The sequence below is a fragment of the Enterobacter cloacae complex sp. 2015409 genome (genome assembly GCF_041365315.1).
Taxonomy (GTDB): domain Bacteria; phylum Pseudomonadota; class Gammaproteobacteria; order Enterobacterales; family Enterobacteriaceae; genus Enterobacter; species Enterobacter pseudoroggenkampii.
In genome coordinates, this window is sequence record NZ_JBFTVM010000001.1 from 2,525,467 (window position 1) to 2,551,946 (window position 26,480).

Annotated in this window: 20 protein-coding genes and 1 pseudogene; 8 read left to right on the forward strand and 13 right to left on the reverse strand. The window is 60.4% G+C overall.

Annotated elements, in window-relative coordinates:
- Nucleotides 1–7: 7 nt before the first annotated feature.
- The 5 genes from ACDO57_RS12375 to ACDO57_RS12395 form a co-directional block, all read right to left on the reverse strand.
- Nucleotides 8–4,204: an RHS repeat-associated core domain-containing protein gene (locus ACDO57_RS12375; protein ID WP_370884036.1), complete on the reverse strand. Its 4,197-nt coding sequence runs from the start codon at nucleotides 4,202–4,204 to the stop codon at nucleotides 8–10.
- A gap of 17 nt (nucleotides 4,205–4,221) precedes the next feature.
- Nucleotides 4,222–4,659 (reverse strand): DcrB-related protein, encoded by a 438-nt coding sequence (locus ACDO57_RS12380; protein ID WP_048993217.1) that lies wholly within the window; start codon nucleotides 4,657–4,659, stop codon nucleotides 4,222–4,224.
- A 72-nt stretch (nucleotides 4,660–4,731) separates the two neighbouring features.
- Nucleotides 4,732–5,595, reverse strand: a complete 864-nt coding sequence (locus ACDO57_RS12385) for an HlyD family secretion protein (RefSeq protein WP_267217114.1) — start codon at nucleotides 5,593–5,595, stop codon at nucleotides 4,732–4,734.
- Nucleotides 5,592–5,807, reverse strand: a complete 216-nt coding sequence (locus ACDO57_RS12390; protein WP_157188723.1) for a DUF1656 domain-containing protein — start codon at nucleotides 5,805–5,807, stop codon at nucleotides 5,592–5,594. The genes ACDO57_RS12385 and ACDO57_RS12390 overlap by 4 nt, the downstream gene beginning before the upstream one ends.
- Complete coding sequence (locus ACDO57_RS12395) at nucleotides 5,800–7,782, reverse strand: FUSC family protein (RefSeq protein WP_370884037.1); 1,983 nt, start codon at nucleotides 7,780–7,782, stop codon at nucleotides 5,800–5,802. Before ACDO57_RS12395 ends, ACDO57_RS12390 begins: the two co-directional genes overlap by 8 nt.
- 76 nt (nucleotides 7,783–7,858) lie before the next feature.
- On the opposite strand from ACDO57_RS12395, the gene ACDO57_RS12400 reads away from it, so the two are divergent.
- Nucleotides 7,859–8,653, forward strand: coding sequence for a helix-turn-helix domain-containing protein (locus ACDO57_RS12400; RefSeq protein WP_061715819.1), 795 nt, complete (start codon nucleotides 7,859–7,861; stop codon nucleotides 8,651–8,653).
- On the opposite strand, the gene ACDO57_RS12405 is transcribed toward ACDO57_RS12400, so the two are convergent.
- On the reverse strand, nucleotides 8,650–9,540 hold the full coding sequence (locus ACDO57_RS12405) for an oxidoreductase (protein WP_061715820.1): 891 nt from the start codon (nucleotides 9,538–9,540) through the stop codon (nucleotides 8,650–8,652). The two genes, ACDO57_RS12400 and ACDO57_RS12405, sit on opposite strands and share 4 nt — an antisense overlap.
- Before the next feature lie 104 nt (nucleotides 9,541–9,644).
- On the opposite strand from ACDO57_RS12405, the gene ACDO57_RS12410 reads away from it, so the two are divergent.
- On the forward strand, nucleotides 9,645–10,766 hold the full coding sequence (locus ACDO57_RS12410; RefSeq protein WP_024906908.1) for a YbdK family carboxylate-amine ligase: 1,122 nt from the start codon (nucleotides 9,645–9,647) through the stop codon (nucleotides 10,764–10,766).
- Here the strand turns inward: ACDO57_RS12410 and ACDO57_RS12415 are convergent.
- The 3 genes from ACDO57_RS12415 to ACDO57_RS12425 form a co-directional block, all read right to left on the reverse strand.
- Entirely contained in the window at nucleotides 10,696–13,851 is a 3,156-nt protein-coding gene (locus ACDO57_RS12415) for an efflux RND transporter permease subunit (protein WP_370884038.1), read from the reverse strand. The two genes, ACDO57_RS12410 and ACDO57_RS12415, sit on opposite strands and share 71 nt — an antisense overlap.
- Before the next feature lie 9 nt (nucleotides 13,852–13,860).
- A complete protein-coding gene (locus ACDO57_RS12420; RefSeq protein WP_090417920.1) occupies nucleotides 13,861–14,925 on the reverse strand; it encodes an efflux RND transporter periplasmic adaptor subunit in 1,065 nt (354 codons plus the stop codon).
- A gap of 120 nt (nucleotides 14,926–15,045) precedes the next feature.
- On the reverse strand, nucleotides 15,046–17,754 hold the full coding sequence (locus ACDO57_RS12425) for a cation-transporting P-type ATPase (RefSeq protein WP_090417923.1): 2,709 nt from the start codon (nucleotides 17,752–17,754) through the stop codon (nucleotides 15,046–15,048).
- 479 nt (nucleotides 17,755–18,233) lie between these two features.
- Between ACDO57_RS12425 and ACDO57_RS12430 the strand changes: the two genes are divergently transcribed.
- A complete protein-coding gene (locus tag ACDO57_RS12430) occupies nucleotides 18,234–18,482 on the forward strand; it encodes a DUF1158 domain-containing protein (RefSeq protein WP_013097677.1) in 249 nt (82 codons plus the stop codon).
- Between the two features lie 54 nt (nucleotides 18,483–18,536).
- On the opposite strand, the gene ACDO57_RS12435 is transcribed toward ACDO57_RS12430, so the two are convergent.
- Together ACDO57_RS12435 and ACDO57_RS12440 are read right to left on the reverse strand one after the other, a co-directional pair.
- Nucleotides 18,537–18,878: a RamA family antibiotic efflux transcriptional regulator gene (locus ACDO57_RS12435; protein WP_010428317.1), complete on the reverse strand. Its 342-nt coding sequence runs from the start codon at nucleotides 18,876–18,878 to the stop codon at nucleotides 18,537–18,539.
- A 32-nt stretch (nucleotides 18,879–18,910) separates the two neighbouring features.
- Nucleotides 18,911–20,014, reverse strand: coding sequence for an MBL fold metallo-hydrolase (locus ACDO57_RS12440; protein WP_370884039.1), 1,104 nt, complete (start codon nucleotides 20,012–20,014; stop codon nucleotides 18,911–18,913).
- A gap of 190 nt (nucleotides 20,015–20,204) precedes the next feature.
- Between ACDO57_RS12440 and ACDO57_RS12445 the strand changes: the two are divergent.
- From ACDO57_RS12445 to nfsB, 3 genes and pseudogenes are all read left to right on the forward strand, one after another.
- Nucleotides 20,205–20,795: pseudogene (locus tag ACDO57_RS12445) on the forward strand (TetR/AcrR family transcriptional regulator).
- Entirely contained in the window at nucleotides 20,785–21,153 is a 369-nt protein-coding gene (locus ACDO57_RS12450) for an MmcQ/YjbR family DNA-binding protein (protein ID WP_024906902.1), read from the forward strand. Before ACDO57_RS12445 ends, ACDO57_RS12450 begins: the two are co-directional and overlap by 11 nt.
- Before the next feature lie 120 nt (nucleotides 21,154–21,273).
- Complete coding sequence (gene nfsB / locus ACDO57_RS12455; protein WP_157188718.1) at nucleotides 21,274–21,927, forward strand: oxygen-insensitive NAD(P)H nitroreductase; 654 nt, start codon at nucleotides 21,274–21,276, stop codon at nucleotides 21,925–21,927.
- A gap of 27 nt (nucleotides 21,928–21,954) precedes the next feature.
- Here the strand turns inward: nfsB and ACDO57_RS12460 are convergent, their stop codons facing one another.
- Nucleotides 21,955–22,557 (reverse strand): hypothetical protein, encoded by a 603-nt coding sequence (locus tag ACDO57_RS12460; protein ID WP_024906900.1) that lies wholly within the window; start codon nucleotides 22,555–22,557, stop codon nucleotides 21,955–21,957.
- 151 nt (nucleotides 22,558–22,708) lie between these two features.
- Nucleotides 22,709–23,578 carry a helix-turn-helix transcriptional regulator gene (locus ACDO57_RS12465; protein ID WP_370884040.1) on the reverse strand — a complete coding sequence of 290 codons (870 nt, stop codon included), beginning with the start codon at nucleotides 23,576–23,578 and terminating at the stop codon, nucleotides 22,709–22,711.
- Between the two features lie 107 nt (nucleotides 23,579–23,685).
- Between ACDO57_RS12465 and ACDO57_RS12470 the strand changes: the two genes are divergently transcribed.
- Together ACDO57_RS12470 and ACDO57_RS12475 are read left to right on the forward strand one after the other, a co-directional pair.
- A complete protein-coding gene (locus ACDO57_RS12470) occupies nucleotides 23,686–25,122 on the forward strand; it encodes an MFS transporter (protein WP_370884041.1) in 1,437 nt (478 codons plus the stop codon).
- A 65-nt stretch (nucleotides 25,123–25,187) separates the two neighbouring features.
- Entirely contained in the window at nucleotides 25,188–26,432 is a 1,245-nt protein-coding gene (locus ACDO57_RS12475; RefSeq protein ID WP_157188716.1) for a mechanosensitive ion channel family protein, read from the forward strand.
- Nucleotides 26,433–26,480: the final 48 nt, after the last annotated feature.

A 26,480-nucleotide genomic window follows, 5' to 3' on the forward strand; every position in this document is an offset into this window, starting at 1 on the left:
TTCTCTCCTATTGACAATGTTTAGGAATACGACCTCTCAGCCATCCTTTACTATGAGATATTTTTATAGCTTCAGGAGAGCCATACTTCACTCCAAAATGTTTTTCGAACTGAGATACAGACCCCTTATGTGGGAAAGATGCTTTGTGCGCCTCAGTCGTGACCAGCTGCATAGTTGACTTACCTGTTTTTGGATCAAAATCATCAAGATGATGCCATGTATATTCGCTTGCATCAGCTTCACTTATGCCTGCAAGTTTGTAGGCTTCTGTGAAATCCCGCCCCCTTGATCCTTGAAGGGTAATTTCAACGATATTTCGTTGTGTCCCAGTAACAGGATAAAGTGATGGGCTTCCACTAAAGTCAACGCCGCTCAATGCCAGACCCATAGGGTCTATCCATAACAGAGGGTTAGGGGCATAGTTATATAAATTTAAGTTTCCGCCATTCAACCCAATCGGATCCTGCACAATAAACCGCCCGACCTGCGGGTCGTAGTAGCGGAACAGGTTATAGTGCAGCCCCGTTTCACCGTCAGCGTACTGCCCGGCGTAGCGAAGCGGCTGGTGTGCCATCGCCGAGCGATTCACAACCCGTGAGAACCCTTCGCTCTGGTGGCGTACATCGCCAAAGCTACCGTACTGGCCGCTCCAGCGCACCGCGCCGCGCTCGTCTGTCACTTCCAGCGGCGCGCCGTTCAGGTCGGTATTGAACCAGTAAATATCACCGCTCTTCTGGTCACGGAGGTGATCCACCCTCGCCAGCGGGCTCCAGGCTTCATTAGGGTCGTACATATACGTGCTGCACAGCCCGCTCTCCTGCTGCTCCTGCAGCAGGCGGTAACCCTGCCACAGGAAGCGGGTGTCGGTGGTGCCGTGCGTCGTGGTGACGATTTTGCGCGTGCGGCGGCCCAGCGCGTCGTAGTGATAGCGCGCCTCAAACCGCCCTTCCGGCCCGGTTCCCCGGGCGGATACCAGACGGTTCTCGGCATCATACGCATAATGCTGTTCATACAGCCCGTTGCGGCGGCTGACCAGGTTGCCCCAGTGGTCGTATTTCATAAACAGCGCCTGCCAGTGCTGCAGGCGGTTATCCGTGACCGGTACCGCATCGTCACTGGCGGCGAGGTTATCCGCGGCGTCATAGCTGAACTGCGTGCGGCTGTGCCCCTGGCGGGCCTCGTAGTGCTTCAGCAGACGCCCTTCGGCGTCGTAGCCGTAGTCCACCTCACCGCGCAGGGTGTCGCTGACGCCGGAAAGCTCCCCGCGCGCGGTGTAGCGATACAGACGTTCCAGTATCGCCTGCTCCGGCAGGGTCACGTCCGTGCTTAATTCGCTGCGCTGCAGGGTGCGTCTGCCGAGGCTGTCATAATGGCGAATCTGCTCGCGCGCGCCCTGAGTGCGGCGCACCTCGCGGTGCAGGCGGTCGCGGGTGAACTCGGTCACCAGCTGCTGCCCGAAACGGATGGCGCTGACGTGGCCGGAGCCGTAGTGCAGCCAGGCCAGCTTTTGCTCGCCGGGCAGCGTCAGGCCGGTCAGGTTGCTCAGGGCATCCCACTCGTAGCCCACCGCGCCGTTAATGCCGGACTCGCTCAGCACGCGCCCGGCGGCGTCGTGGCGGTATGCGATCTCATCGCTTTCGATACCCAGGGCAACGCCTTCGGCCGTCGGCGTGCGGCGGATGCGGGTAATCTGGCCGCTCAGGTCGCGGAAGTAGCGGTACTCCGCGTGGCGCTGAGTACGCCCGATCAGCAGCCCGCTGTCGTCATAGCTGAACTGCTGGACGCGACGGGCGATACCGCCGTCGGCGGCAGGCCGGCCGTTTTCTTCGAGCGCGCAGAGGAACCCTCGCGCGTCCCATTCCATATGGCGCACGGTCTCGTCCGGGCGCGTTTCGCTGAGCGGGCGGCCCACGGCGTCGTAGGTGAAGCGGTATTCCGCCCCGTTGCCGTTATCGAGCCGCAGCAGGTTGCCGCGCGGATCGTAGCGCCACTGGCGCACGCGGCCAATACGGTCGGTGAGGCTGACCGGGAGGCCGAGCGCGTTGTAGGCCCAGCTCACCTCGCTTTCCAGCGGGTCGCGCCAGCCCGTGAGCTGGCCGCGTTCGTTCCACACCAGCGACTCGCGGCTGCCGTCCGGATGGATCACGACGCTCAGCAGCCCGGCACGACTCCACTCCCGGCGCGTGATATTCCCTTCCGCATCCTCGCTGGCAATCAGCTGCCCGAATCGATCGTAGGTGAAGCGGGTCACGCTGCCGGAGCAGTCGGTGCGCTGCGTCAGCAGCGCCTGGTGGTTCCAGACCAGGCGCACAACGCCACCTGTGGCGTCGGTGATGCTCTCAGGCAGGTTTTCTTCATCGTCAGGATAGCCATACGCGGTGGTGCTACCGGCCGGATCCGTTTCCGACAGCAGGCGACCGCGAAGGTCGTACATGGCCTGCGATGAGGTGCCGTCCGGGTACACCGTGCGGGTGATGCGGTCGGTCAGGCGATGCCAGTGGTACTCGGTGCGGCGGCCCGCCGGGTCCGTCTCGCTGGTCATGCGGCCGTATTTGTCCCACGTGCTGCGGCGCATTGCGCCGCCGGGCAGAATAACGTCGCAGAGCTCGCCGTCGCGGTAAACAAACGTCGTCTGGCGACCGTCGTAATCCGTGAAGCGCGCGACGTTGTTGTCGTCGTCGACCAGCCAGTGCGCCTGGGCGCCGTCATCGCGGATAGCACGGCGGATGCCATTTTCAAAATCGTATTCGAACGCCAGCTGTTCGCCGCCGCTGTGGCGGAAGCCGACCACGCGCGGCAGGCCGTCAATCTCCCGCCAGCGGTATTCGCTCAGCAGGCCGTTGGCGTCCTCATGGGCGCTCATCAGCCCGTCCTGCCAGCGGAAGCGTCGGCGCACGCTACCGCCCCGGCCGGTCACGGAGACCAGCTGGCGCTGTTCATCATAAGCGTAACTGACCAGGCAGATCTCGTCATCCAGCCATGCGCCGACGAGCCTGTCACGGTCGTAGCGGCAGACCACGCGCTGGCTCGCGCTGTCGGTCAGGGCATGCAGGGTATGATCCGCATTCCATTCGAAGAGGATCTCGTTGCCGCAGGGTTCAGAGATGCGCTGAAGCAGTGACGGAGCATCATCCCGCAGCGGCGCATAGTGCCAGCTCTCGCCGCTGACGTCATACACCGACCAGCTGTCGTCAGAGTGATGTTCAAGCCAGTTTTTTTCGCTTTCGCAGTAGGTGCGCATCCCTTTCGGGACCTTCGGGAAGGCGACGTAATCGCCGGACGGCGCGCGCCACACCAGGCCGTCCTGGTAAGGCTCCAGGCGGCTTTCCCAGAACAGGCTCCAGCCGCGGCCCAGCACGCTGTCGCCGGGGTTGCCGCTGCGCCAGTAGCGCTGCCAGCGCACCGGAAGGCGGGAAGGAAGGACGAAGTCCAGCTCATCATCCCCGCTGAGAAATTTTTGTCCGCTGACGATATCCACCGGGCGGGCGATGATCCCTGCGGCCGCCACGCCTGTCATCAGCGTGCCGGCGCGACAGGCGATACGGGCCAGCTTATTGATGCCGGGGATTTTGCCCAGCAGCTTAGAGAGCGCCCCGACTTTACCAGCGGCACCGCCCCACCCGCCGATAAGCCCGGCAAACAGCAGGGTAAGATCGGAGACTTTGTAGAGCCACTCGGGGACTTCAGACTGAATGGGGAGGGTTTGCTGCGGGTCGCCGCCGATAATGACGTTGTCCGAACCGGTCATCACCTTCGCGTCGCAGGTGGTGCGATCCCCGATGCGTGCCGCAGGCAGGCCGTTGATAGAGACCCGCGAAGAGCCTTCGGCCATCTGCTGCGAGCCATCGTCAGAGCACTTCACCGCGCTGTCCGTGGCCATGGCGGCGGGTTTACCGTTGATAAACACGTTGGGCGAGCCGGAGGTGATGACGCCTTTCTTCGTCATGCTGGATGCCCCGGCGTCCGCGATGCTGTCCCGGGCGGCGGTCGCCAGCTCCCCGGTGTAATACCCCACGGCCAGGCTGGCGCCGACGAGCAGGACGCCCACGCCAAGACAGGATGCACCAAGTCCGGCAATAAACATGGCCCCCGCCAGAATGCCCCCGGCGGCGGCAATCAGGCCGCCGACAATCGTTCCGGCAATCATCCCGGCCAGCGCACCGGAGTGGCCGATATCATCACCAACGCGTGCTGCTTCAAACATAACAACTGTCCCTGGTGTTAATGGTGGAAGCGGAAGCTCCTGAGAAGATCGCCAAACAGCGTGCTGTCAGCATCGCCCAGCGCGCGGGTGCAGGTCATGGTGAACACCAGAATGTTATTGCTGTCGACGTTAAATACGGCCTGCTGCTGCCATATGCGTTTCCCGTCGCGCAGGTAGGTAGCATGGACGGTTTCACCCTGTAAAAGGTCGTCGCCCAGCGTAGCGGCGCTGCGCTCACCCTGCTTCCAGCCCTTGATGTGTTTTTCCATCAGGGCGAGCTGGCGATCGATATACGCGGCAAGCGCTTCACCAGCGTTGAGAGCATCGCGGGAGATGTTGAACGCCGGTGCATCCGCAGCGGGCGGCGCAAATACGTTGACGGTACGATCCTGATATCCCTCAGGAAAAGAGATCAGTCCTTCACTGAAAAGGCACTGCGAATGTTGTTCTGACATTGAGCGGGTCCCACCACATATTTTCAGAAGCGGTAAGTTTCGCATATGTGTTTAAGGCTGACTATCCCCAGATTATCGCCCCACCGCCACGCTCGCCGACAGCCCCGCCACCAGTTCAACCCCCTCCGGCAACCTGTCGATATGAATACGCACCGGCACGCGCTGCGCCAGCCGCACCCAGCTAAAGGTAGGCTCGACGTCGGGCAGACCCAGCCCGCCCGTCTCGTCGTTGCTGTCCCCAATCCCGTGTCCGATGCTCTCCACGTGCCCCGTGATGACCGGCTCGTATCCCATCAGCACAACCTGCGCAGCATCCCCAACGCGAATATGGCGCAGCTTGGTCTCTTCAAAGTATCCCACCACCCAGAAGCTGTGGGCATCGACGATGGCGACCTTTGTCTCCCCCGCCGTCGCGTAGTCTCCGGGCCGCAGCCGCAGGTGCGTAACGTACCCCGAAACCGGCGCACGGATGGTAGCGTGCGCCAGATTAAGCTCAGCCAGATCCAGCGCGGCCAGCGCGCCGTGATAATTGGCCGCCGCGACGTTCGCCGCGCTGCCGGTTTGCTGCAAGTCCTCGCCGGAGATGGCGTTTTTAATCAGCGTGCGGCGATGGGCCGCGTCCTGGCGCATCAGCATCTCATGGCGTTTCGACTCCACATCAGCCTGCGCGCTTGCCACCGCCAGCTTGAGCCAGCGCGGATCGATGGTGTAAAGCACATCACCCCGGTTCACCCACTGGTTATCCCGGACGGCCACGCTGATGACGGGCCCGGAGACGTCCGGCACAATCTGCACCACGTCCGCACGCACGCGCCCGTCGCGGGTCCACGGCGTTTCTGCGTAGTGTTTCCACATCATAAACGCCAGAAGCGTAGCCGCCGCGACGACGCTCAACGTCAGCGCATAGCGAGCCAGTAAAGAGAGCAGTGATTTCATGACAATAACCCCAACGCGGTCAGACCCTGCATCAGCAGGAAAAAGGTGACAATCCAGGTTGAAACATCCATCAGCGGGCGAAACGGCAAGCGCCGGTAGCCCCTGCTAAGAGAGAAAAATGCGACGAGGCTTAGCGTGCAGACCAGCGCCGCGAGGGCGACCGTCAGCAGCCCCGGGATAAAAACCCCGCCGATATTAAGATCGTTAACCATAGTCAGGTCCCCCTAGTGCACAGTGCAGATCCACCAGCCTGAAGATAAACTGGCGCGTATGTTCATCTGCCGCAGGCAGATGGCGCTCGATAAGGGTGACGATGCGTTCCCGTAAGGCGTCACGGTCTGCGTCGTTTATTCGATGAAAAAGCGCGTCCACCTCCCTGCCGGGCGGTGCGTCACTGCGGCGTAAATGCATGACCGACAGCCCCAGACGCAGCGCGTGTAACAGCCGCTCGAGCGCCTGCTCTGGCACGCGCTCGCTGCGCTGCAGTCGCGGCAGCAACAGCGCGGTTCGGTCCATCATCAGGTTGATCCAGTGCGTTTCGTCGACCCGCAGCGTGCCCTTCACGCTGCGGCGAATGTCGCGCTGGCACAGGTTCAGCAGACGCGTGATGGCACCATCCGCTTGCACGGTTTGCAGCAGGCTCATGCTGATAACGGCAAAGCCGGTCGCGGCAAATAGCGCGATGGCGGTATTGGCCGCAACGGTGAAGTCTCCGCTGTAGTGCGCCCCCAGCTCGCACAGAATGGGCAGCGTCAGGGTGATGCCCATCGCCATAAACGTGGTCGGTGGACGCGCCTGAAGCGACCCGGCCAGAAGATACGCAGGAGCCAGCACCGCCACCAGCACCGGGAAATCGCTCACCAGCGGCAGCAGCGCAAAGCTGTAGAACAGGCTAATCACCACGCCCCAGAACGAGCCAATGATGTATTTCACAATGTGGGGGGCCGGGGTGTCGAAGCTGCCAAACAGCGTGCAGCAGACCCCCAGGATAGACACCGCCGTACCGCCATCCGGCCATGCTGAGAAGATCCAGACCAGACAGCCGCTCAGGATGATGGCGAAAGCCCCCAGCGCCGTGCGGGCCGCGGTAAGAGGATCGCGGTGGAAAACGTAGCCTTTCGCCGCGCGGGTTTGCCTCTCCCCAAAGACGGGTTTGGCGTGGAGGATGGCCCCGGAAAGACGCTCGCACTGCTGCAGAAGCGCGATCGCCTCCGAGAGGTAGCGAATAAAACTGACCAGCCGCGCGTCGTCAAACGTCTGCGCCTGCGCGGCATACCGATCGATGAGAAGCGCACAGCGGAGCCGCAGCGCCTCTGCCGTACTGCTGAGGCTAGCGCCTTCACCGGCCAGCCAGGCCTGAACGTCCTCCAGCAACGCCTGCGCGTCGGCGGGCAGGGTTCCAAGCGTTGGCAGGCGATCGTGTAGTTCACAGTTGACGATAACGAGCCGCGCCAGCCGGTCGTGAATCGCTTTTCTGGCCTGCCGCACCGGGGCGGAGAGGGCAAAATCGTACGGAATATGGTGGCTTATGCCCTGCAGGAACTGCAGCGCCAGGGCCAGATGCAGCGGGCCGGAAGCCGCATCGGGCTTGCCCGCTAAGGTATCCGCCACCCGCTCGCGCGTGGCCTGTAGCGTCTGGGATAATTTAGCGTTGAACAGCCCTGATACCCGCGCGGGCAGCACGTAGCGGTGAATCAGCGCCGCGCAGAAAATCCCGTTCGCGATCTCCTGCACGCGGACAATAGCGACGTTAAAGATGCCGCCGGGATCGGATACCGCGGGAAAACCAATCAGGCTCGCGGTGTAGCCCGCCAGCACAAAGGCATAGGCCCGGGGCGTGCGCTCCAGCAGGGAGAGCCACAGGCAGAATACGATCCAGCCCGTCAGCACCATGCTGCACAGGATCGGCGTATTCGCGAAGGTGGGCACAATCAGAACGGTCGCGCTGGCCCCGACAACCGTACCGGCCAGCCGGTAGAGGCTTCTGCTGAGCGATGCCCCGACCGACGTCTGCGACACGATGTAAACCGTAATAATCGCCCATGAGGGGCGTTCGAGGCCGATAGACAGCGCGATGTAATAAGCGAGCATCGCCGCGGCGAAACTCTTCGCGGCGTAGATCAGCGCCCCCGCGTCGTTTTGCAGCGCGGCGGGCAGGCGCACGGGATAAGAGAAGACGTTTTTCATGCCGGAATTATTACCGGCTTGCAGACCCGCTTAAATACTCTATTCTGTCAAAAAATACCTAAATGTTGCCAGAATCGTGAAGCCTCAATCTGCTACTACGCTGTATGACCCCGACTCTACCGCCAGCCCGGCGGTGGCGCGTCATCTGGACTTCGTGGACTACGCCGCGGAAGTACCGGTGCATAGCCACCGGAAAGGACAGCTGATTATTGCCCGGTACGGTGCGGTCAGCTGTTACGCGGAGAATGACATCTGGATCGTGCCGCCAGACTGCGCCGTCTGGATCCCAGGGGGGATCCCGCACAGTGCCAAAGCGACCTGGAACGCGCATCTGAACTATCTGTTTATTGAGCCCGGCGCGGCGGCGCTGCCGGAGAGATGCTGCACGCTGGCGATCTCGCCGCTGATCAAGGAGCTGGTCGATCGCCTAACCCGCGAGGGCGTTGATTATCCGCCCGACGGCCATGTCTCCAGGCTAATCAGGGTCACGCTTGATGAGCTTGCCAGCATGCCGCAGCAGAAGCTGAGCCTGCCGGTCTCAACCGACCCGAAAATTCGCGCCATGGCCGACGCGCTGGTCAGCCGACCTGAGGACAGAAGCAGCCTGAAGGAGTGGGCGAAACGGCTTGCCCTCAGCGAGCGTTCGTTTGCACGCCTGATGCAGCGCGAGACCGGGCTGAGCTTCGGGCGATGGCGCCAGCAGCTGCACTTGATTATTGCCCTGCGGGAGCTGGCAAGCGGCGTGCCGGTCCAGAACGTGGCGACAACGCTCGGGTACGAATCCGTGAACGCGTTTATCACCATGTTCCGAAAAGCGATGGGCAGCACGCCCGCGCATTACTTTGCCGAACGGAAAAACAGCGGCCGTTAACCCGGCCCCTCGCTCCCCGCCGCCAGCAGCGGCACCACCACGTCGCTGATGGGCACCGCAATGCCGTGCTTGCGGCCGTAGCGCTGGATCACGCCGTTACGGATGTCCCACTCCATCGGACGGTTGGCCTGACGGTCAGCCAGAATAGACGTACCCAGGTCCTCAGGGGCACGCTGAAAGTTCGCCAGGATCTCCTGCGCCACGTCATCGTTCAGCTTTGCCCCTTCGGCGCGGGCGACGGTAAGCCCCTCGCGCAGGTAGGCCAGCGAAAGTTCGCTGATATCCTCGCGCCTGAACATCCCGGCGCGGCGGTTGGCCAGCACCATCAGCCCGGCGACCGCGTTTTGCAGCAGCTTGCGCCAGGCGACGGTGGCGAAATCTGCCGAGAGTTCAACTTCACAGCGCGTACCGCGAAGCGCCTCCGCCACCCGCTGCGCCTGCGGCATGTCCGGCAGCGTCAGGCGCGGCTCCGCCCGCAGCCAGACGGAGGCATCCGGCTCGCGCTGCGCCGGGAACCAGACCACCGACGGCAGCACCGTTGCGCCACTGACCAAAGGCTCAAGCTGAGCCTTCTGCTCTACGCCATTTTGCAGGGCGCAGACCACCGTATTTTCATCGCACAGCGCGCGCAGCCACCCGGCGCTGTCGGCGTTTTGCGTCGTTTTCACCGCGATAAAAACGAGGTCAACGGGACGCGCGATGGCTGTCGGATCGGTTAATACCGGACCGGGCACCACCGTTTCACCCTCATCGTGGCGCAGGCGTAACGCCGCATGTGCGGTCCGTCCGCACAGCAGCGGCGTGCGGCCAGCGTCATGCAGTACTGCGGCAATGGTGGTGCCAATCGCACCGGGTCCTATCAGCGCAATGGTTGGATAGTCAGACATGAGTCACTCCCCTTTTGCTAAGCCTGCTATCAGTTATACCACCCTGAGACGAGCGCGCCACACCCGTTGTCTATACTCAACATTCACAGACAACGGAGTGCGCCATGCCTTTACCCGATTTCAAATCCTCTGAACCGTTCACCCTTGGCATCGAGCTCGAACTGCAGGTGGTTAACCCGCCGGGGTACGATCTCAGCCAGGACTCCTCCGCGCTCATCGCCGCCGTCAAAGACGACATCAAAGGCGGCGAAGTCAAACACGACATCACCGAAAGCATGCTCGAAATCGCCACCGGCGTGTGTCAGACCATCGATCAGGCGGCGGCACAATTCTCAGTGATGCAACAGAGCATCCTGCGCGCGGCGGCAGAGCAGCACATTCAGATCTGCGGCGGCGGGACGCATCCGTTCCAGAAATGGCAGCGCCAGGAGGTGTGCGACGACGAGCGCTATAACGTCACGCTGGAGCGCTTTGGCTATCTGATTTTGCAGGCGACGGTATTCGGTCAGCACGTTCACGTCGGCTGCCGGACCGGGGATGACGCGATTTACCTGCTGCACGGCCTGTCGCGCTTCGTGCCGCATTTTATCGCCCTGGCGGCCGCCTCGCCGTATATGCAGGGCACCGACACGAAGTTCTCCTCGTCGCGGCTCAACATCTTTTCAGGGTTCCCGGATAACGGCCAGATGCCGTGGGTCAACAGCTGGCAGGAGTTCGAGGGGCTGTTCCGCCGCCTGAGTTCCACCAGCATGATCGACAGCATCAAGGATCTGCACTGGGATATTCGCCCCAGCCCGCATTTTGGCACCGTGGAGGTGCGGGTGATGGATACGCCGCTGACGCTCGGCCACGCGATTAACATCGCTGGGCTGATCCAGGCGACGTCCCACTGGCTGCTGACCACGCGGCCTTATAAGCATCAGGAAAAAGATTTTCTGCTGTACCGCTTTAACCGTTTTCAGGCGTGTCGCTACGGGCTGGAGGGGATCCTGACGGACGTGCACACCGGCGAGCACAAAACCGTGGCGGAAGATATCGCCTGGCTACTGGAGCAGGTTGCGCCGTCGGCCGAGAAGCTTGGCGCGACGAGCGCAATTAATGAAATTGCCCTGCTGTTAAAGCAGGGCAAGAGCGAGGCGCAGCGCATGCGGGAGTTTATCGCCGACGGCGGCTCGCTGATTTCTCTGGTGCAGAAGCACTGCGAGCTGTGGGCGACGAGTCCGTAAGGCCGTGGCCCCACTCGCGCAGGCGCTGGAACAGCACGAACAGCGCCGGGATGAACAGGATCCCCACCACGGTCGCCACCAGCATGCCGCTGAACACCGTGGTGCCGATGATGCGGCGGCTCTGGGCACCTGCCCCGGTCGCCAGCATCATGGGCAGAACGCCGATAATGAACGACACGGCGGTCATCATCACCGCCCGGAAACGGCGCGAGGCCCCTTCCCGCGCGGCATCGACAATCGCCATTCCGTCCATACGCCGCGCGCGGGCGAACTCGACGATAAGAATCGCGTTCTTGGCCGCTAACGCGATCAGCAATACCAGACCAATCTGCACGTACACGTCGTTGGCGTATCCGGCCATCCACAGCCAGACCAGCGCCCCGCCGATGGCGAACAGCACCGAGAGCATCACGCTCGCCGGGAGCGTCCAGCTCTCGTACTGGGCGACGAGGAACAGCCACGCCATCACCACCGCCGCCAGCACGATCCAGATCGCCTGATTGCCGGTCTGCTGCTCCTGATACGACATGCCGCTCCAGGCGTAGTCGTATCCGGCCGGCAGGCTCTCCGCCAGAATCTCACCCATCACCGCCATCGCGGTGCTGCTGCTCACCCCAGCCGCTGCCGAGCCGCTCACCGACACCGACGGGAACTGGTTGTACTGCTGCAGGAACGGCGCGCCGACGGTCGGCGTGATGGTGACGAGGTTGCTCAGGCGCACCCGCTCGCCGCTGTTGCTGCGCACGAACAGCTCGCCGATCTGCTCTGCGCGCTCGCGCCACTGCATCTCGTTCTGCATCACCACGTGGTAGACGCGGTTGTTGATGCTGAAATCCCCGGTGCGCGTGCCGCCAAAGGCGGTTTGCAGGCTGCTGAAGATGCGCGATACCGGCACGTCGAGACGCGCGGCGCGCTCGCGGTCAACGGTCAGCGTCAGCTGCGGCACGTTGCTGCTCCAGGTGGTGAACACGCGGCTCAGCTGCGAATGCTGGTTAGCTTTCGCCAGCACCTCGCGGGTGACGCGCTCCAGCTCCGCCGGGCTCTGCCCCGCCTGAGCCTGGATGCGCAGGTCAAAGCCGGAGGCGTTGCCCAGCCCCGGCAGCGTCGGCGGCGCGAAGGTCATGATGGTCGCTTCCGGCAGGGCCAGCAGTTGGCGCTGCAGGGTGCCCATCACCTCCTCCAGCGGCGGACGCTCGCTCCAGTCCTTCAGCATGATGGAGATAAACCCACCGTTGGAGGCGCTGGTGCCGTTGAGGATGTTAAATCCGGAGACCTGAATGACGTCCTCCACCGCCGGATTTTGGGCGATCAGCTCCCGCGCGGTGGTCATCACCGCTTCGGTGCGCTCCAGCGAAGCCGCTTCCGGCAGCTGAACGCTGGCGAAGAAGTAGCCCTGGTCCTCCTGCGGCAGGAAACCTTTTGGCATCGACGTAAAGCTGAACAGCACGACTGCCGCCGCGCCTGCGGTGGCCAGCAGCGCCAGCCACGGACGTAGGTTTAAGACATTCACGATGCGGGTGTAGAAACCGCGCGTGGCGTCCAGCCCGCGGTTAAAGGCGCGATAAACGGCCGCTGGTTTCTCCGGGCGCGGACGCAGCAGCATTGCGCACAGGGCGGGCGTCAGGGTCAGCGCCACCAGGCTTGAGAGCGTCACGGCAGTCGAGAGCGTCACCGCAAACTGGCGGTAAAGCTCGCCGACAATCCCCGGCAGGAGCGCCACCGGCACAAACACCGCCAGCAGCACCAGCGTCGTCGCGATGACAGGCCCGGCGATCTGGCGCAGCGCCAGCGCGGTCGCCGCCGTGCGGCTCTGCCCTTCCGCCATCAGCGTTTCGACGCTCTCCACCACCACGATGGCGTCATCCACCACCATGGTCAGCGCCAGAATAATGGCGAACAGGCTCAGCGTGTTGGCGGAGTAGCCGAGCGTATAGAGCACGGCAAACGTCCCCACCAGCGACACCGGAATGGCGAGGGCGACAATCAGCGTGGCGCGCCAGCTTTGCAGGAACAGGGAAACGACCACCACAACCGCCAGCATGGTGAGCGCCAGCGAGACGCCGATCTCTTTAATGGTGGCGGCGACAAAGGAGGTGGTGTCGAATTTCACCTCGTAGACCAGGTCGTCCGGGAAGCGCGTCGAGAGGCGCTCCAGCTCCGCGCGCACCGCGTCGGCCACGCGCAGGGCGTTAGCGGACGGCGTCGGGTAGATACCGAGGTAGGCGGAATCGTGCCCGTTCAGCTGTGCGCCGGAGCTGTAGCTGCGCGAGCCGAGCTCGATGGTGGCGACGTCCTTCAGGCGCACCAGCTGGCCCATCTCCCCCGCGCGGATGATGATGTCGGCAAACTCGTCGGCCTGGCTTAAGCGCCCCAGCCCGTTGATGGTCAGGGTCTGCTGCTGGCCGTTAAACACCGGCGGCGTGCCCACCTGACCCGCCGCGCCCTGCACGTTCTGCTCGCGCAGCGCCTGCGCCACGTCGTCGGTGGTGACGTTCAGAGCGTTCATGCGGTCCGGGCGCAGCCAGATGCGCATGCTGTAGTCGCGCGCGCCAAACATCTGCACCTGCCCCACGCCGGGCAGACGCGACAGCGCCTCGCGCACCTGGGTGCTGGCGTAGTTGCTGACGAACAGCGACGTGTGGGTGTTATTCGGTGAGTAAAGACTTACCCCCATCATCAGGTTGGTGGCCCGCTTGCGCACCTGCACGCCGTTTTGCTGCGCCTCGGTGGGCAGCTGCGCCACAGCCTGCGCCACGCGGTTCTGCACGTCGATGGCGGCGAGGTCCGGATCGGTGCCCGCCGCAAAGGTGATGTTCAGGCTGTACGTGCCTTCGTCCGAACTGGTGGACTCCATGTAGAGCATATGATCCACGCCGTTCAGCTGCGTCTCTAGCGGCGTGGCGATGGCCTCCGCCACGTCAGCGGAGCTGGCGCCCGGCCAACTGGCAGAGACGTTCACCACCGGCGGCGTGATCTGCGGATACTGCTCCACCGGGATAATCTTCAGCGCAATGGCCCCCAGCAGGGTGATGACCAGCGCAATCACCATCGCGAAGCGCGGGCGTTTGATGAAAAACGTCAGCATGATGGCTCCTTAATTCAGTATCTGGACGGCAGCGCCGGGCTGCACGCGCTGCGCGCCGTCAGTAATCGCTCGCTCACCGGGCTTCACGCCGGATGAAATCTGGAACTGCTGGCCAATCTGTCCGGCGACCTTAAGCGGGCGCATTTCGGCGTTGCCGTCGGCGTTAACCACCCAGGCAAAGAACCCGTCGCCGTTCTGCTGGACCGCGGCGGCAGGCAGGGTCAGCACCGGCTGCTCGCTTGCCGGTCGCAGGGTCACGTTTACGTTGCCTCCGGGCAGGAGCTGATGGCGCGGATTGGCGAACTCGGCGCGCAGCATCACGCTGGCGGTGCGCGGGTCGATGCGATTGTCCACCGACGTCAGTTCACCGCTGACGCGCTGGCCGTTGCTGTCAATTAATGCCTGCCAGGCCTGCTTCATGGCGCTGATATCCGCATGTTGTCCGGCTTTGGCCGCAAACGCCCTCTCTTCCAGCGCAAAGGCGATACGGATGGGATCGAGTTGGACCACCTCCACCAGCACGCCGCTGGCAGGGTTGACCAGGCTACCCACGTGGAAGCTGCTGTGCCCCACGCGTCCGTCAATCGGCGAGGCGATGCGGGTGTAGTTCAGGGTGACGCTGCGGGTGTCGAGGCGGGCTTTGGCCTGCTCCAGCGCGGCGCTCGCCACGTCCCGCTGCATGCGGGCATTGTCCACGTCGTGACGGCTGATGGCGTTGCTGCTGCCCAGGCTTTCAAAGCGGGAAAGCTGCTGCTGCGCCTGACGCAGCGTGGCTTCGGCGCTTCTCACTTCGGCCTGCGCCAGGCGCAGGGCGGCGCGCGGCTCGGCGTCGTCCAGCTCAAACAGCACGTCGCCCTTTTTCACGTACTGCCCGTCGCGGAAGTGGATTTGGGTAATCACGCCTTCCGTGCGGGCGCGCAGCTCAACGGTGTGGATGGCTTCGATGCGGCCCGGGATCTGGCGCTCGGCGGCATGGGCGGTCTGCTCCACGGTGGCGATGCGCACGGGGATGGCGGCGGCGAATACGGGTTGCAGGGTACTGACAAGAAGTGCAAACAGGACCGGGAATTTCATGGGAGTACCTCAGCGTTGTTTCCCCTCACCCCGGCCCTCTCCCCAAAGGGGAGAGGGAGAAAACCGGGCGGTCCCCTCTCCCCTGTGGGGAGAGGGTTAGGGTGAGGGGTAAGGTTTTCGTTATGCAGACTTACGGAACCTGCGGGTCAGTCGCTTCTCGATTTCGACGACGAAGAACATCACGCCTGCAACGGCCAGGGTCACAAACCAGTAGCGCAGCGGCAGGGCTTCGGTGCCGAACAGCATCTGCATAAACGGCAGGTAGATAATCGCCGCCTGGAGCAGGAACAGCACGCCCGTCACCAGCCAGATCCCTTTGTTCGCCAGCAGGCCGCGGTTGAGGGAGAACCCTTCAGTGTTGCGGCAGTTAATCATGTACACCCACTGGGCGCAGACCAGCATCTGCAGCAGCACGGTGCGGATGAACTCCGCGCTGTGACCGCGCGGGGCCAGCCAGGCTTCCAGCGCAAAGGCGGCGATGGCAATCATGGTGCCGACGAAGGCCACGCGCCAGACGGCGTAGGCGTCCATCACGTGCTGCCCGGTCTGACGCGGCGGACGGCGCATGATGTTGCGCTCGGCGGCCTCAAAGGCCAGGCCGAAGGAGAGCGTGGCGGAGGTGGCCATGTTCATCCACAGAATCAGCACCGGCGTCAGCGGAATGATGTTCCCCGCCAGCAGCGCAATCACAATCAGCAGCCCCTGCGCCAGGTTGGTCGGCATGATGAACAGGATGGTCTTCTTCAGGTTGTCGTAAACGCGACGCCCCTCTTTCACCGCGCTGGCGATGGTGGCGAAGTTATCGTCCGTCAGGACCATATCCGCCGCCTCTTTGGTCACTTCCGTACCCTTGATGCCCATCGCGATGCCCACGTCCGCCTGACGCAGGGCCGGGGCATCGTTCACGCCGTCACCGGTCATGCCAACGATTTCGCCTTTGTCCTGCAGCGCTTTCACCAGACGCAGCTTATGCTCCGGGCTGGTACGGGCGAAGATGTCATACTTCACCGCGGCGTCCGCCAGGGCGGCGTCGTCCATCTTCTCCAGCTCGTAGCCGGTAACCGCCTGCTCGCTGTTGGTGATCCCCAGCATCTGACCAATGCTCATCGCCGTTTGCGGGTGATCCCCGGTGATCATCTTCACGCGGATCCCCGCCTGCTGGCAGGCGTTAATCGCGTCAATCGCTTCCGGACGCGGCGGATCCATCATCCCTGCGATGCCAAGGAAGATCAGGCCGTGGCTCAGGTCATCGTGCGTCAGCTCCTGCTCGCCGTTCGCCGGCCTGAACGCCGCGGCGACCATGCGCAGCCCCTGACGCGCATAGCGCTCCATCTCGCTTTCCCAGTACGTGCGGTTGAAGGCTTCCGCACCGTTGCGGGTCTGCTGCTCGGCGCACAGGGTGAAAATGACGTCCGGCGCGCCGGTGATCAGGATCTGCTCCTCACCGCCAATCTGGTAGTGGGTGCTCATGTACTTATACTGCGAGTCAAACGGGATCTTGTTAACCAGCGTGGTCACGACAGGCTCGAGGTTAGCCTTCGCCGCCAGCACCTTCAGCGCGCCCTCGGTCGGCCCACCGGTGATGCCCCACAGCCCGCGATCGTCCTGAATCAGCTGGCTGTCGTTACACAGGTCGATGGTGCGCAGGTACTGCTCCAGCACGGTGCCCGGCTGGATCTGCACCGGCTCGTCGCTGCCTTCCAGGTATATGTTGCCCACCGGCTCGTAGCTGTTACCGTCCACGCGGTAGCAGGCGTCAGCGGTAATGATGGCTTTAACCGTCATCTCGTTCATGGTCAGGGTACCGGTTTTATCCGAGCAGACCACGGTCATCGCGCCCAGGGTTTCAACCGTCGGCAGCTTGCGGATAATCGCCCGCTTGCGCGCCATCGCCTGCACGCCCAGGGAGAGGATGATGGAGATAATGGCCGGCAGACCTTCCGGTACGGAGGCGACCGCCAGGCTAATCAGGGAGAGCAGCAGCTCGCCCATTGGGATCTCACGGAACGCCAGGCTGAAGACAAACAGCGCGGCCATCATCGCCAGAATAATCGCGAAGATCGCTTTCCCCAGCTTGTCCATCTGCACCAGCAGCGGCGTACGGTGCTTTTCGATACCCGCCATCATCTGGTTGATGTGGCCGAGTTCCGTATCCTGACCGGTCGCGGTGACCACGCCGATGCCGCCGCCCGCGCTGACGGTCGTCCCGGAGAAGACCATGTTGGTGCGATCGCCCAGCGGTAATTCACCGCTCAGCGGATTAACGTGTTTATCCACCACGGTGGATTCACCGGTCAGAATCGCTTCTTCCACGCGTAAATTATGCGCTTCAATTAAACGCATATCCGCCGGAATACGATCCCCCGCGCGTAATACAATAATATCGCCCGGGACTATTTCAGTTGTGGGGATTGTTTCATGGTTACCGTTACGAATAACGCGCGCCTCGCTGGCGAGCATATTACGAATACTCTTCAGGGATTTTTCCGCGTTGCTTTCCTGAATATGGCCAATTAAGGCATTGATTACCGCCACGCCTAAAATAACCAGCGTATCCACCCAGTGGCCCATTATTGCCGTTAATACGGCGGCGGCCAGCAGGACATAAATCAGCACATCATTAAAATGGGCCAGGAAACGCAGCCAGGCAGGTTTACCTTTTTTCTCCGGCAGCGCGTTCGGCCCTGTTTTTTGCAGACGCGCCTGCGCCTCCGCACGATCCAGACCGCTGGCCTGGCTCTGCGCGTGTGCAAGCACCTGCTCTGCGGTCTGCTGGTATGCCAGCCCGCCGGAAGGCGGCATGTTTGGGGACAATTTTTTTTCGGTCATCGTATTTTTCCTTCAATATCCGGTGAACTGAAACCTGAATTCCTTTCGGGCTTAAATAAATTCATTTTAAAGACTTGCGGGTAAAATTGATCTACCGCAATATAATGACTTCTCGGTTATTCAAAACTGATTAAAACTATTTCGATGACCTGATTTTTACAAAATATTTCTAAACCAATACTAAACGAGGGGGAACCATGTGGGGTATTTATCGCGGGCGCAGACTGGTGTTATACGTTATCGCGGCCATTGTTATTGCCACGTTAATTGGTTATAGCACCTATACATTTGTAAAATTATTTTCCTGATGCGGACGTTTATTTACATAACGCGATATTAATATAAACGCCGGGTCGTATGTTGTTATTTGTGCGCAGTAATAATGTCTTTGTTTTATTCAAAAAGGCCAGCGGGGCTGATATTGCTTTACGTTACAGAATGCCGGACAATGACATTTTTAACTGACGATTAACATTACGATGAAACACCCGCTAGAATCGCTGCTCACCGCAGGCGGCATTTTATTGCTGGCCCTGCTTTCGTGCCTGCTGCTCCCTGCGCCTTCGCTTGGGCTGGTGCTGGCGCAGAAGCTGGTTCAGACCTTTCATATGGTCGATCTTAACCAGCTCTATACCATTCTGTTCTGCGTGTGGTTTTTACTGCTCGGGGCGATTGAATTCTTCGTGCTGCGTTTTGTCTGGCGACGCTGGTTTTCACTCGCGTCCTGAGCTCACAAAAAAGCCGGGTGGCGGCTACGCCTTACCCGGCCTGCACGCGACAGGTTAATGTGTCTGGCTATGGTTCTCTTTACGGTACGCACCCGGCGGCTGGTTGAACGTACGGGTGAAGATGCGGGTAAACGTCTGCTGCGAGTCAAACCCGTAGCGCAGGCAGATGTCGTACACCCGGGCGTCGGATTCTCGCAGATCGCGCGCCGCCAGCAGCAGCTTACGTTCACGGATATAACGCCCCAGGCTCTCCCCTTTGTACTGCATAAACAGCCGCTGCAGGTGCCACTTCGAGTAACCCGCGTGGCGGGCAATCTCTTCTATACGTAATGGCTGATGCAGATTGTCGTCGATCCATTCGACGATAGTGTCGATGACTTGAGCGGAAATGGTCATACTGCTGTCCCCCTCTGCTTCTCGCTTAAACATTATTCCCACCACGCACGAAAGGTTTGTGCGCTGTCGCTTACCCGGACGGGCTCGCCCAGTTCCGGCGTCAGCAGCCGATAATTTTTATCCTTGCTGGCTTTTGCCAGCTGGATCAGCGGATCGTTCCAGGCGTGTTTCGCCAGCACGAAGCGTCCGTTATGTCCGGGCACCACGGCTTTCGCATTCAGATCCGCCGAGGCCTGCGCCGTTTCCTCCGGCAGCATGTGGATGTACTTCCAGTCCTGGTCGTACTGGCCGTTTTCCATAATGGCTAAATCCACCTCGCCAAACTGCTCGCCGATAGCCTTAAAGTGCGGGCCGTAACCGGAATCTCCGCTGTAGTAAATCTTCTGATCTGGCGTAACGAACATAAAGCTGCCCCACAGGGTGCGATCGCGTTTAATGCCGCGCCCGGAGAAGTGACGTGCTGGCAGAACATGCACCGTCAATTCATCGCTGATGCGTACCGACTGGTTCCAGTCGCGCTCGTCAATAATCTCGGGCTTCATTCCCCAGTAGCGCAGGTGGGATCCCACGCCCAGCGGCGTCACCACCCGCTTCACCTTTGGCAGTAGTGCCCTGATGGTGGCGTAATCCAGATGATCGTAGTGATCGTGCGAGATAATCAGCAGGTCGATCGCCGGCATGCGTTCCGCGCGCCACGGATACTCGCCGGCAAAGGCCTTATTGAGGAACGAGAACGGCGCGGCATAGTTGCCAAGAACCGGGTCAATCAGGATCCGTTTGCCCGCGAGCTGCAGGTACCACGAGGAGTGACCGAGCCACACCAGGGTGTCCTGCTCCAGCGGCAGGCCCGCAAGATCGGTTTTCACCAGCGGCAGTGGCTGGGTCGGGCGGGCGTTTTCAGTTTTTTTAGTCAGAAACTCCCACATCGCGACCAGCATATTTTTGTCACCGTTATAACCCGGCGTCGGCAGCGTATTGTGGAATTTCCCCTCGCGATACTGTGGGGAAGCCTCCACTTCAGTGAGCCGTTCACCCTGCGGCGGCTGGCCGAATCCGGCATTCAGAACAAACGGTAAACTCGCGGCTGAAGCAATAATCATGATTAACACCACGCAGATGAAGAGAGGTTTTTTCATATCCTGACCCGAAAACGCGCCCCATCCGATAGCGTGCGCAGGGTAAACTTGATTATGAGTGAGTAAGCACTCATTATAGATATGATGATAAAGTCGTCAAGACGTTTTCGATCTTTGACATTCCGCGTTGCAGCGTGTCAAAGCACGTGTTTCAATCAGGGTTTTAACCATTGACAGGGGGAACAATTTAGTGGCACGTCCGAAGAGTGAAGATAAAAAACAGGCCTTACTGGAAGCCGCAACGGCGGCGTTTGCACAGTCAGGTATCGCCGCCTCAACGGCGCTCATTGCCCGTAAGGCGGGCGTCGCCGAAGGTACCCTGTTCCGCTACTTTGCTACGAAAGACGATCTGCTGAATGCCCTCTATGTGCATCTGAAGCAGGATCTCTGCTAGACCATGCTGGCGAACCTCGATCGCACCATCACGCTGCCTAAAGAACATACCCGCAATATCTGGAACAGCTATGTGGACTGGGGTATACGTAACCCCGTTTCTCATGCGGCGATCCGCCAGATTGGCGTCAGTGAAAAGCTGAGCGTCGAAACGGAACAGGCGGTGAAAGATATGTTCCCGGAACTCCATGAGCTGTGCCGCCGCTCGGTGCGCCCGGTGTTTATGTCGGATGAATTTAAAACGTTTGGCGATGCACTTTTCTTATCGCTGGCTGAAAGCACGATGGAATTTGCCACCCGCGATCCGTCCCGCGCCGTTGATTTTAAAGCACTCGGCTTTGAGGTGATGTGGCGCGGGCTTGCGTATGAGGACGCCAATGGAGAGTAAAGCCTTACAGGAGCACGCTATGCGTGTGGCCCTGGAACTGCCCTTCACCGAACACTGCTGGCCGTTCGGGCCGGAGTTTGACGTCTTCAAAGTGGGCGGAAAAATTTTCATGATTGTGGCCGTCGCGCACGGGCGGCCGCACGTCAGCCTGAAGTCAGACCCGGAGAAATCACTGTTAAACCAGCAGATCTACCGCGGGGTAGAACCCGGCTACCATCTGAGTAAAAAGCACTGGATTTCCCTTTACGGCACTGACGACGTGACGCCGGAACTGGTTACCGACCTCATTAATGACTCCTGGCATCTGGTGGTGGATAAACTGCCGAAAAAAGACCAGAAGTGGATCCGGCCAGTCTGATTGTTCGTCTGAGACGAACAGATTAAGCGCTCGAATTGCACTTATCTTTTGCCGCTTCGCGCGGTAATCTGCTTTCCTTTCGCGCCCGCGAGCGGGCGAATTTCATCACCAGGAGTTGTTATGGATATCATTTCTGTCGCCCTGAAACGCCACTCCACCAAGGCGTTCGACGCAAGCAAAAAACTGACCGCGGAAGAAGCGGAAAAAATCAAAACCCTGCTGCAGTACAGCCCGTCCAGCACCAACTCCCAACCGTGGCACTTCATTGTGGCCAGCACCGAGGAAGGAAAAGCGCGCGTGGCGAAATCCGCCGCGGGCACCTATGTGTTCAATGAACGCAAAATGCTGGATGCATCTCACGTGGTGGTGTTCTGCGCAAAAACCGCGATGGACGATGCCTGGCTGGAGCGCGTTGTCGATCAGGAAGAAGCCGACGGTCGCTTCAACACCCCGGAAGCCAAAGCCGCGAACCATAAGGGCCGTACCTACTTTGCCGACATGCACCGCGTGGATCTGAAAGATGACGACCAGTGGATGGCGAAGCAGGTTTACCTGAACGTCGGCAACTTCCTGCTGGGCGTGGGTGCAATGGGCCTGGACGCGGTACCGATCGAAGGTTTCGACGCTGCGATCCTCGACGAAGAGTTTGGCCTGAAAGAGAAGGGCTTCACCAGCCTGGTGGTGGTGCCGGTTGGGCATCACAGCGTAGAAGATTTCAACGCCACGCTGCCGAAATCTCGCCTGCCGCTGAGCACGATTCTTACTGAGTGCTAATCAACACGGGCCGCTCTGTGCGGCCCGTTACGCTTTACTGATGACTAACCTGCGATGTGGATGCACGTCGCGATCGTATCCCCAGGCAAACGCAATCCAGCGCTCCTCCAGCTCGGCGTATGAACTCACCGGTGTTAAGTGCCACTCTTCCCCTACCGTACCGTCCGCCACGCTTATCCGATAATTCATGCTGAATGCCCAGTCGATCATGCGTAACCAAAACCGCTGTCCGTCACCGGTTTGTTCGCTGTCAGAAACCACAATGTCGTATTCGCTTAGCACCCACTGGAAGAAGGATTGGGGTAATCCACTGATTACCCGCTGATGGACAGCGCGTGGCGTACGCCAGACCATAACCTGTGTCGCAGCCCCGTGGGGAAAGGTAATTTCTTTATGAAACGTCAACTTAACGGCATACGCCGTATAGGGTTTTCCGTCGTCGGTGGTGACGAGACGATATTCATCACCGTAGCGCGATTTTAACAGGCGATATCCCACCGGCAGCATAAATCCTGGCAGATGAAAATCCACCGTGCCCCGCGCAAGAAACGCTTCAGTATGTTCCACGTTTCGGGAGATAAGGCCTAATTTTTGGCTGAAATCTGCGGAATCAATCATCAGTGGCGACATGGTGGTTTCTCATGGCGTGAGTATAGACGACTTAACACCTCATCGAAATGATGTCGATTCAGTCGACTGGATTAAGTTAAACCCACCTTACACCTGTCTCATCCACTTAGCAGAATCGGCTCTTACTCCCTGAAAGCCCCTCGCAAAAAAACTATTTCCCCTGCGCCGCCAGCCACGCCATCGCCCTCTCCCCCGTCTCATCTACCGGCAGATACACCAGCAGACGCGACCCGTTTCGCGGCGCGGAATACCAGTACATCTGCTGCAGCGTAAACTCTCCCAGCTCGGGATGGGTAAACAGCTTGAGCTGGTTCTCCACGCCGCGCACGTCATTACGCTGGTGCCACAGGGTTTTAAACTCTTCGGACACCGCAAAGAAGCGCGCCAGTTTGGCCTCCCACAGCGGGTCACCCCGGTGCTCGGCCATCGCCGCGCGGAAATAGGAGACAAAGATGGGCAGCACGTCGTCGCGTCTGCCGAGGCGCGCGCGCCACGCCGGATGGGTGAGGAACAGGTAAATACAGTTGCGATCTTCCGGCGGGATTTCATTGAAATCCACCCCCATCAGGTGGCCGAAGCTGTCGTTCCACGCCACGATGTCGAAATTGGGCTTCTGGATGCTGGCAGGTTTTGGCAGCAGGGTGTCGAGCAGGCGGCGTGTGCCTTCGCTGATGCCCTCGCAGCAGACCGCCTGGGGTGCTTCACCCGGCGGCAAACCCGCTAATACAAACAGATGCCGGGCCTCGGTCGGGGTACATTGCAGCGCTTTTGCCACGGCCGCCATCACCGCGCTGGACGGATTGACGTCCCTGCCCTGCTCAAGCCAGGTGTACCAGGTTACGCCCACGTCAGCGAGCATCGCCACCTCTTCCCGGCGCAGACCGGGCGTGCGGCGGCGACCGCTGCGCGGCAGGCCTAAGCGCTGCGGATCGAGGCTTTCACGCCGTGCGCGTAAAAATGCCCCGAGCTGTTTTCGGGTGTCATCCTGAAGTGAGACGACGGGTTCAGACATCAGCGCCATAAATCCCCCTGCATGGTAGTGCCAGTACCAGTATAAGCAAGAACTGGTACCCGTTTATCTGATGGTAGATGCTACGGCCATCTGTTGAATGACGCAATGGAGTTACCATGAATACGTCAGTTGTTTCACCGGGTCGCGCTGGCCTGATATTGCTGTTAACCGGCCAGATGCTGCCGATGATTGATACCTCAATCACCAACGTGGCGCTGGACGCCATTACCCATTCACTGCACGCTACCGCCACCGAGCTGGAGCTGATCGTCGCGCTCTACGGCGTGGCCTTTGCCGTCTGCCTCGCGCTCGGCAGCAAGCTGGGGGATAATTTTGGCCGTCGCCGTCTGTTTATGTGGGGTGTGGCGAGCTTTGGTCTGGCCTCGCTGCTCTGCGGCATAGCGGGGAACATTGAACAGCTGCTCGCCGCGCGCATCGTTCAGGGCGCGGGTGCCGCACTGATCATGCCGCAAATTCTTGCCACGCTGCACGTGACGCTGAAAGGTACGGCGCATGCAAAAGCCATCAGCCTGTTCGGCGGCATCGGCGGGATTGCGTTTATCGTCGGGCAGATGGGCGGCGGCTGGCTGGTGTCGGCGGATATCGCCGGGCTGGGCTGGCGTAACGCCTTCTTTATCAACGTGCCGATCTGTCTGGTGGTGCTGGCGCTGAGCCGCCGCTTCGTACCGGAAACCCGTCGCGAGACGCCGTCACGCATCGACTGGCCGGGTACCGTGTTGCTGGCCATCATGCTTTGCTGCCTGCTGTTCCCGATGGCGCTCGGCCCGCAGTGGCACTGGTCCTGGCCGCTGAAGGCGATGCTGCTCGCCCTTGTTCCGCTGGCCTGGCTGATGGCGCTGAATGCGCGCAAAAAAGAGCGTGAGAATGCCCACCCGTTGATCCCGCCGCGCCTGCTTGCGCTTCGCAGCGTGCGCTTTGGCATTCTGATTGCGATGCTTTTTTTCAGCGTCTGGTCCGGGTTTATGTTCTGTATGGCGCTGACCATGCAAACCGGTCTGGGGATGGCGCCGTGGCAGTCCGGGAACAGTTTTATCGCCCTGGGCGTGACCTACTTTGTTTCGGCGTGGTTCGCACCGCGGCTGATTGCCCGCTACAGCACCAGCACCATCCTGCTGACGGGTCTGGCGATCCAGATTACCGGCCTGCTGGCGCTGATCGCCACGTTCCGCGTTTGGGGCATGGAGAATACCACCCTGACGCTGGCACCCGCGACCGGACTGGTGGGCTACGGGCAGGCGCTGATCGTGAACAGTTTCTACCGTATCGGGATGCGCGACATTCAGCCTGACGACGCGGGAGCCGCGAGCGCTATTTTAAGCACCCTGCAGCAGGCCGCGCTGGGTCTTGGCCCGGCCATTTTTGGCGCAATTTTGCTGCACGCGCTGCAAAACCATCACGGGGATTACACCCAGGCGGTTAACGTCTTCCTGATGGTGGAAACGGCCATGATGGTGGTGCTGGCTCTGGCGACGCTGCGCATCCGCCATAGCCTGTGCCTGCCGGTGGTAAAGGTCTGCCAGGCCGCCAAATAAGTTCGTGAATTTGCATAATAGATCCGCAGCCGCCATTATGGGGCTGCAAAAATACAGGAGACGTTATGCAGGAATTGATTGCTCAGGTTGAAGAGTTAGGCATTGAAATTAATCACACCACCTCTTTAGTGATTATCTTTGGTATTATTTTTCTTACCGCCATCATCGTTCATTTTATTCTGCACAAAGGGGTGCTTCGCGCATTCGAAAAACGCGCGCAGGCCAGCAGCCATTTATGGCTGCAGATCATCACCCAGAATAAATTATTTCACCGTCTGGCCTTTACCCTGCAGGGGATAATTGTCAACGTCCAGGCGGTACTGTGGCTGCAAAAAGGCAGCGAAGCGGCGGAAATTCTCACTACCTGCGCCAGGCTGTGGGTAATGGTATATGCCCTGCTCTCCTTCTTCTCGCTGCTGGACGTGATTTTCAATCTGTCGCAGAAAATGGCCACCGCGTCACAGCTGCCGCTGAAAGGGATCTTCCAGGGCATCAAGCTGGTGAGCGCCATCCTGGTTGGGATACTGATTATCTCCCTGCTCATCGGCCAGTCCCCGGCGATTCTGATAAGCGGTCTGGGCGCCATGGCCGCCGTGCTGATGCTGGTGTTTAAAGACCCGATACTCGGACTGGTGGCGGGTATTCAGCTTTCCGCCAACGACATGCTCAAGCTCGGCGACTGGCTGGAGATGCCGAAATACGGCGCCAACGGCACGGTGACGGATATCGGCCTGACCACCGTGAAAGTACGCAATTTCGATAATACGATTACGACCATTCCGACATGGGCCCTGGTCTCCGACGCCTTTATCAACTGGAGCGGCATGTCGGCCTCCGGCGGGCGACGTATTAAGCGCAGCCTGAATATTGATACCACCAGTATTCATTTCCTCGACGAGCAGGAGCAGCAGAAACTCATTCAGGCGAAACTGCTGAAGCCTTATCTGGCCGCACGTCATGAGGAAATTAACCTGTGGAATCAGCAGAACAGTGAAGGGGAATCGGTATTAAACCTGCGCAAGATGACCAATATCGGCACCTTCCGCGCCTACCTGAACGAATATCTGCGCAACCACCCGCGCATTCGCAAAGATATGACGCTGATGGTGCGTCAGTTGGCACCTGACGCGAATGGTTTGCCGATTGAAATATATGCCTTCACCAATACGGTGGTTTGGGCAGAATATGAGGAGATTCAGGCCGACATCTTCGACCATATTTTCGCGGTGGTGGATGAATTTGGGTTGCGTATTCACCAGTCCCCGACCGGGAACGATATTCGCGCCCTGTCGGGGGTCATTGCCAGGTAATCTGTGTAGGCACCCGGGCGTGAAGGCAAGTGCGGTCTGGTGCCCTCA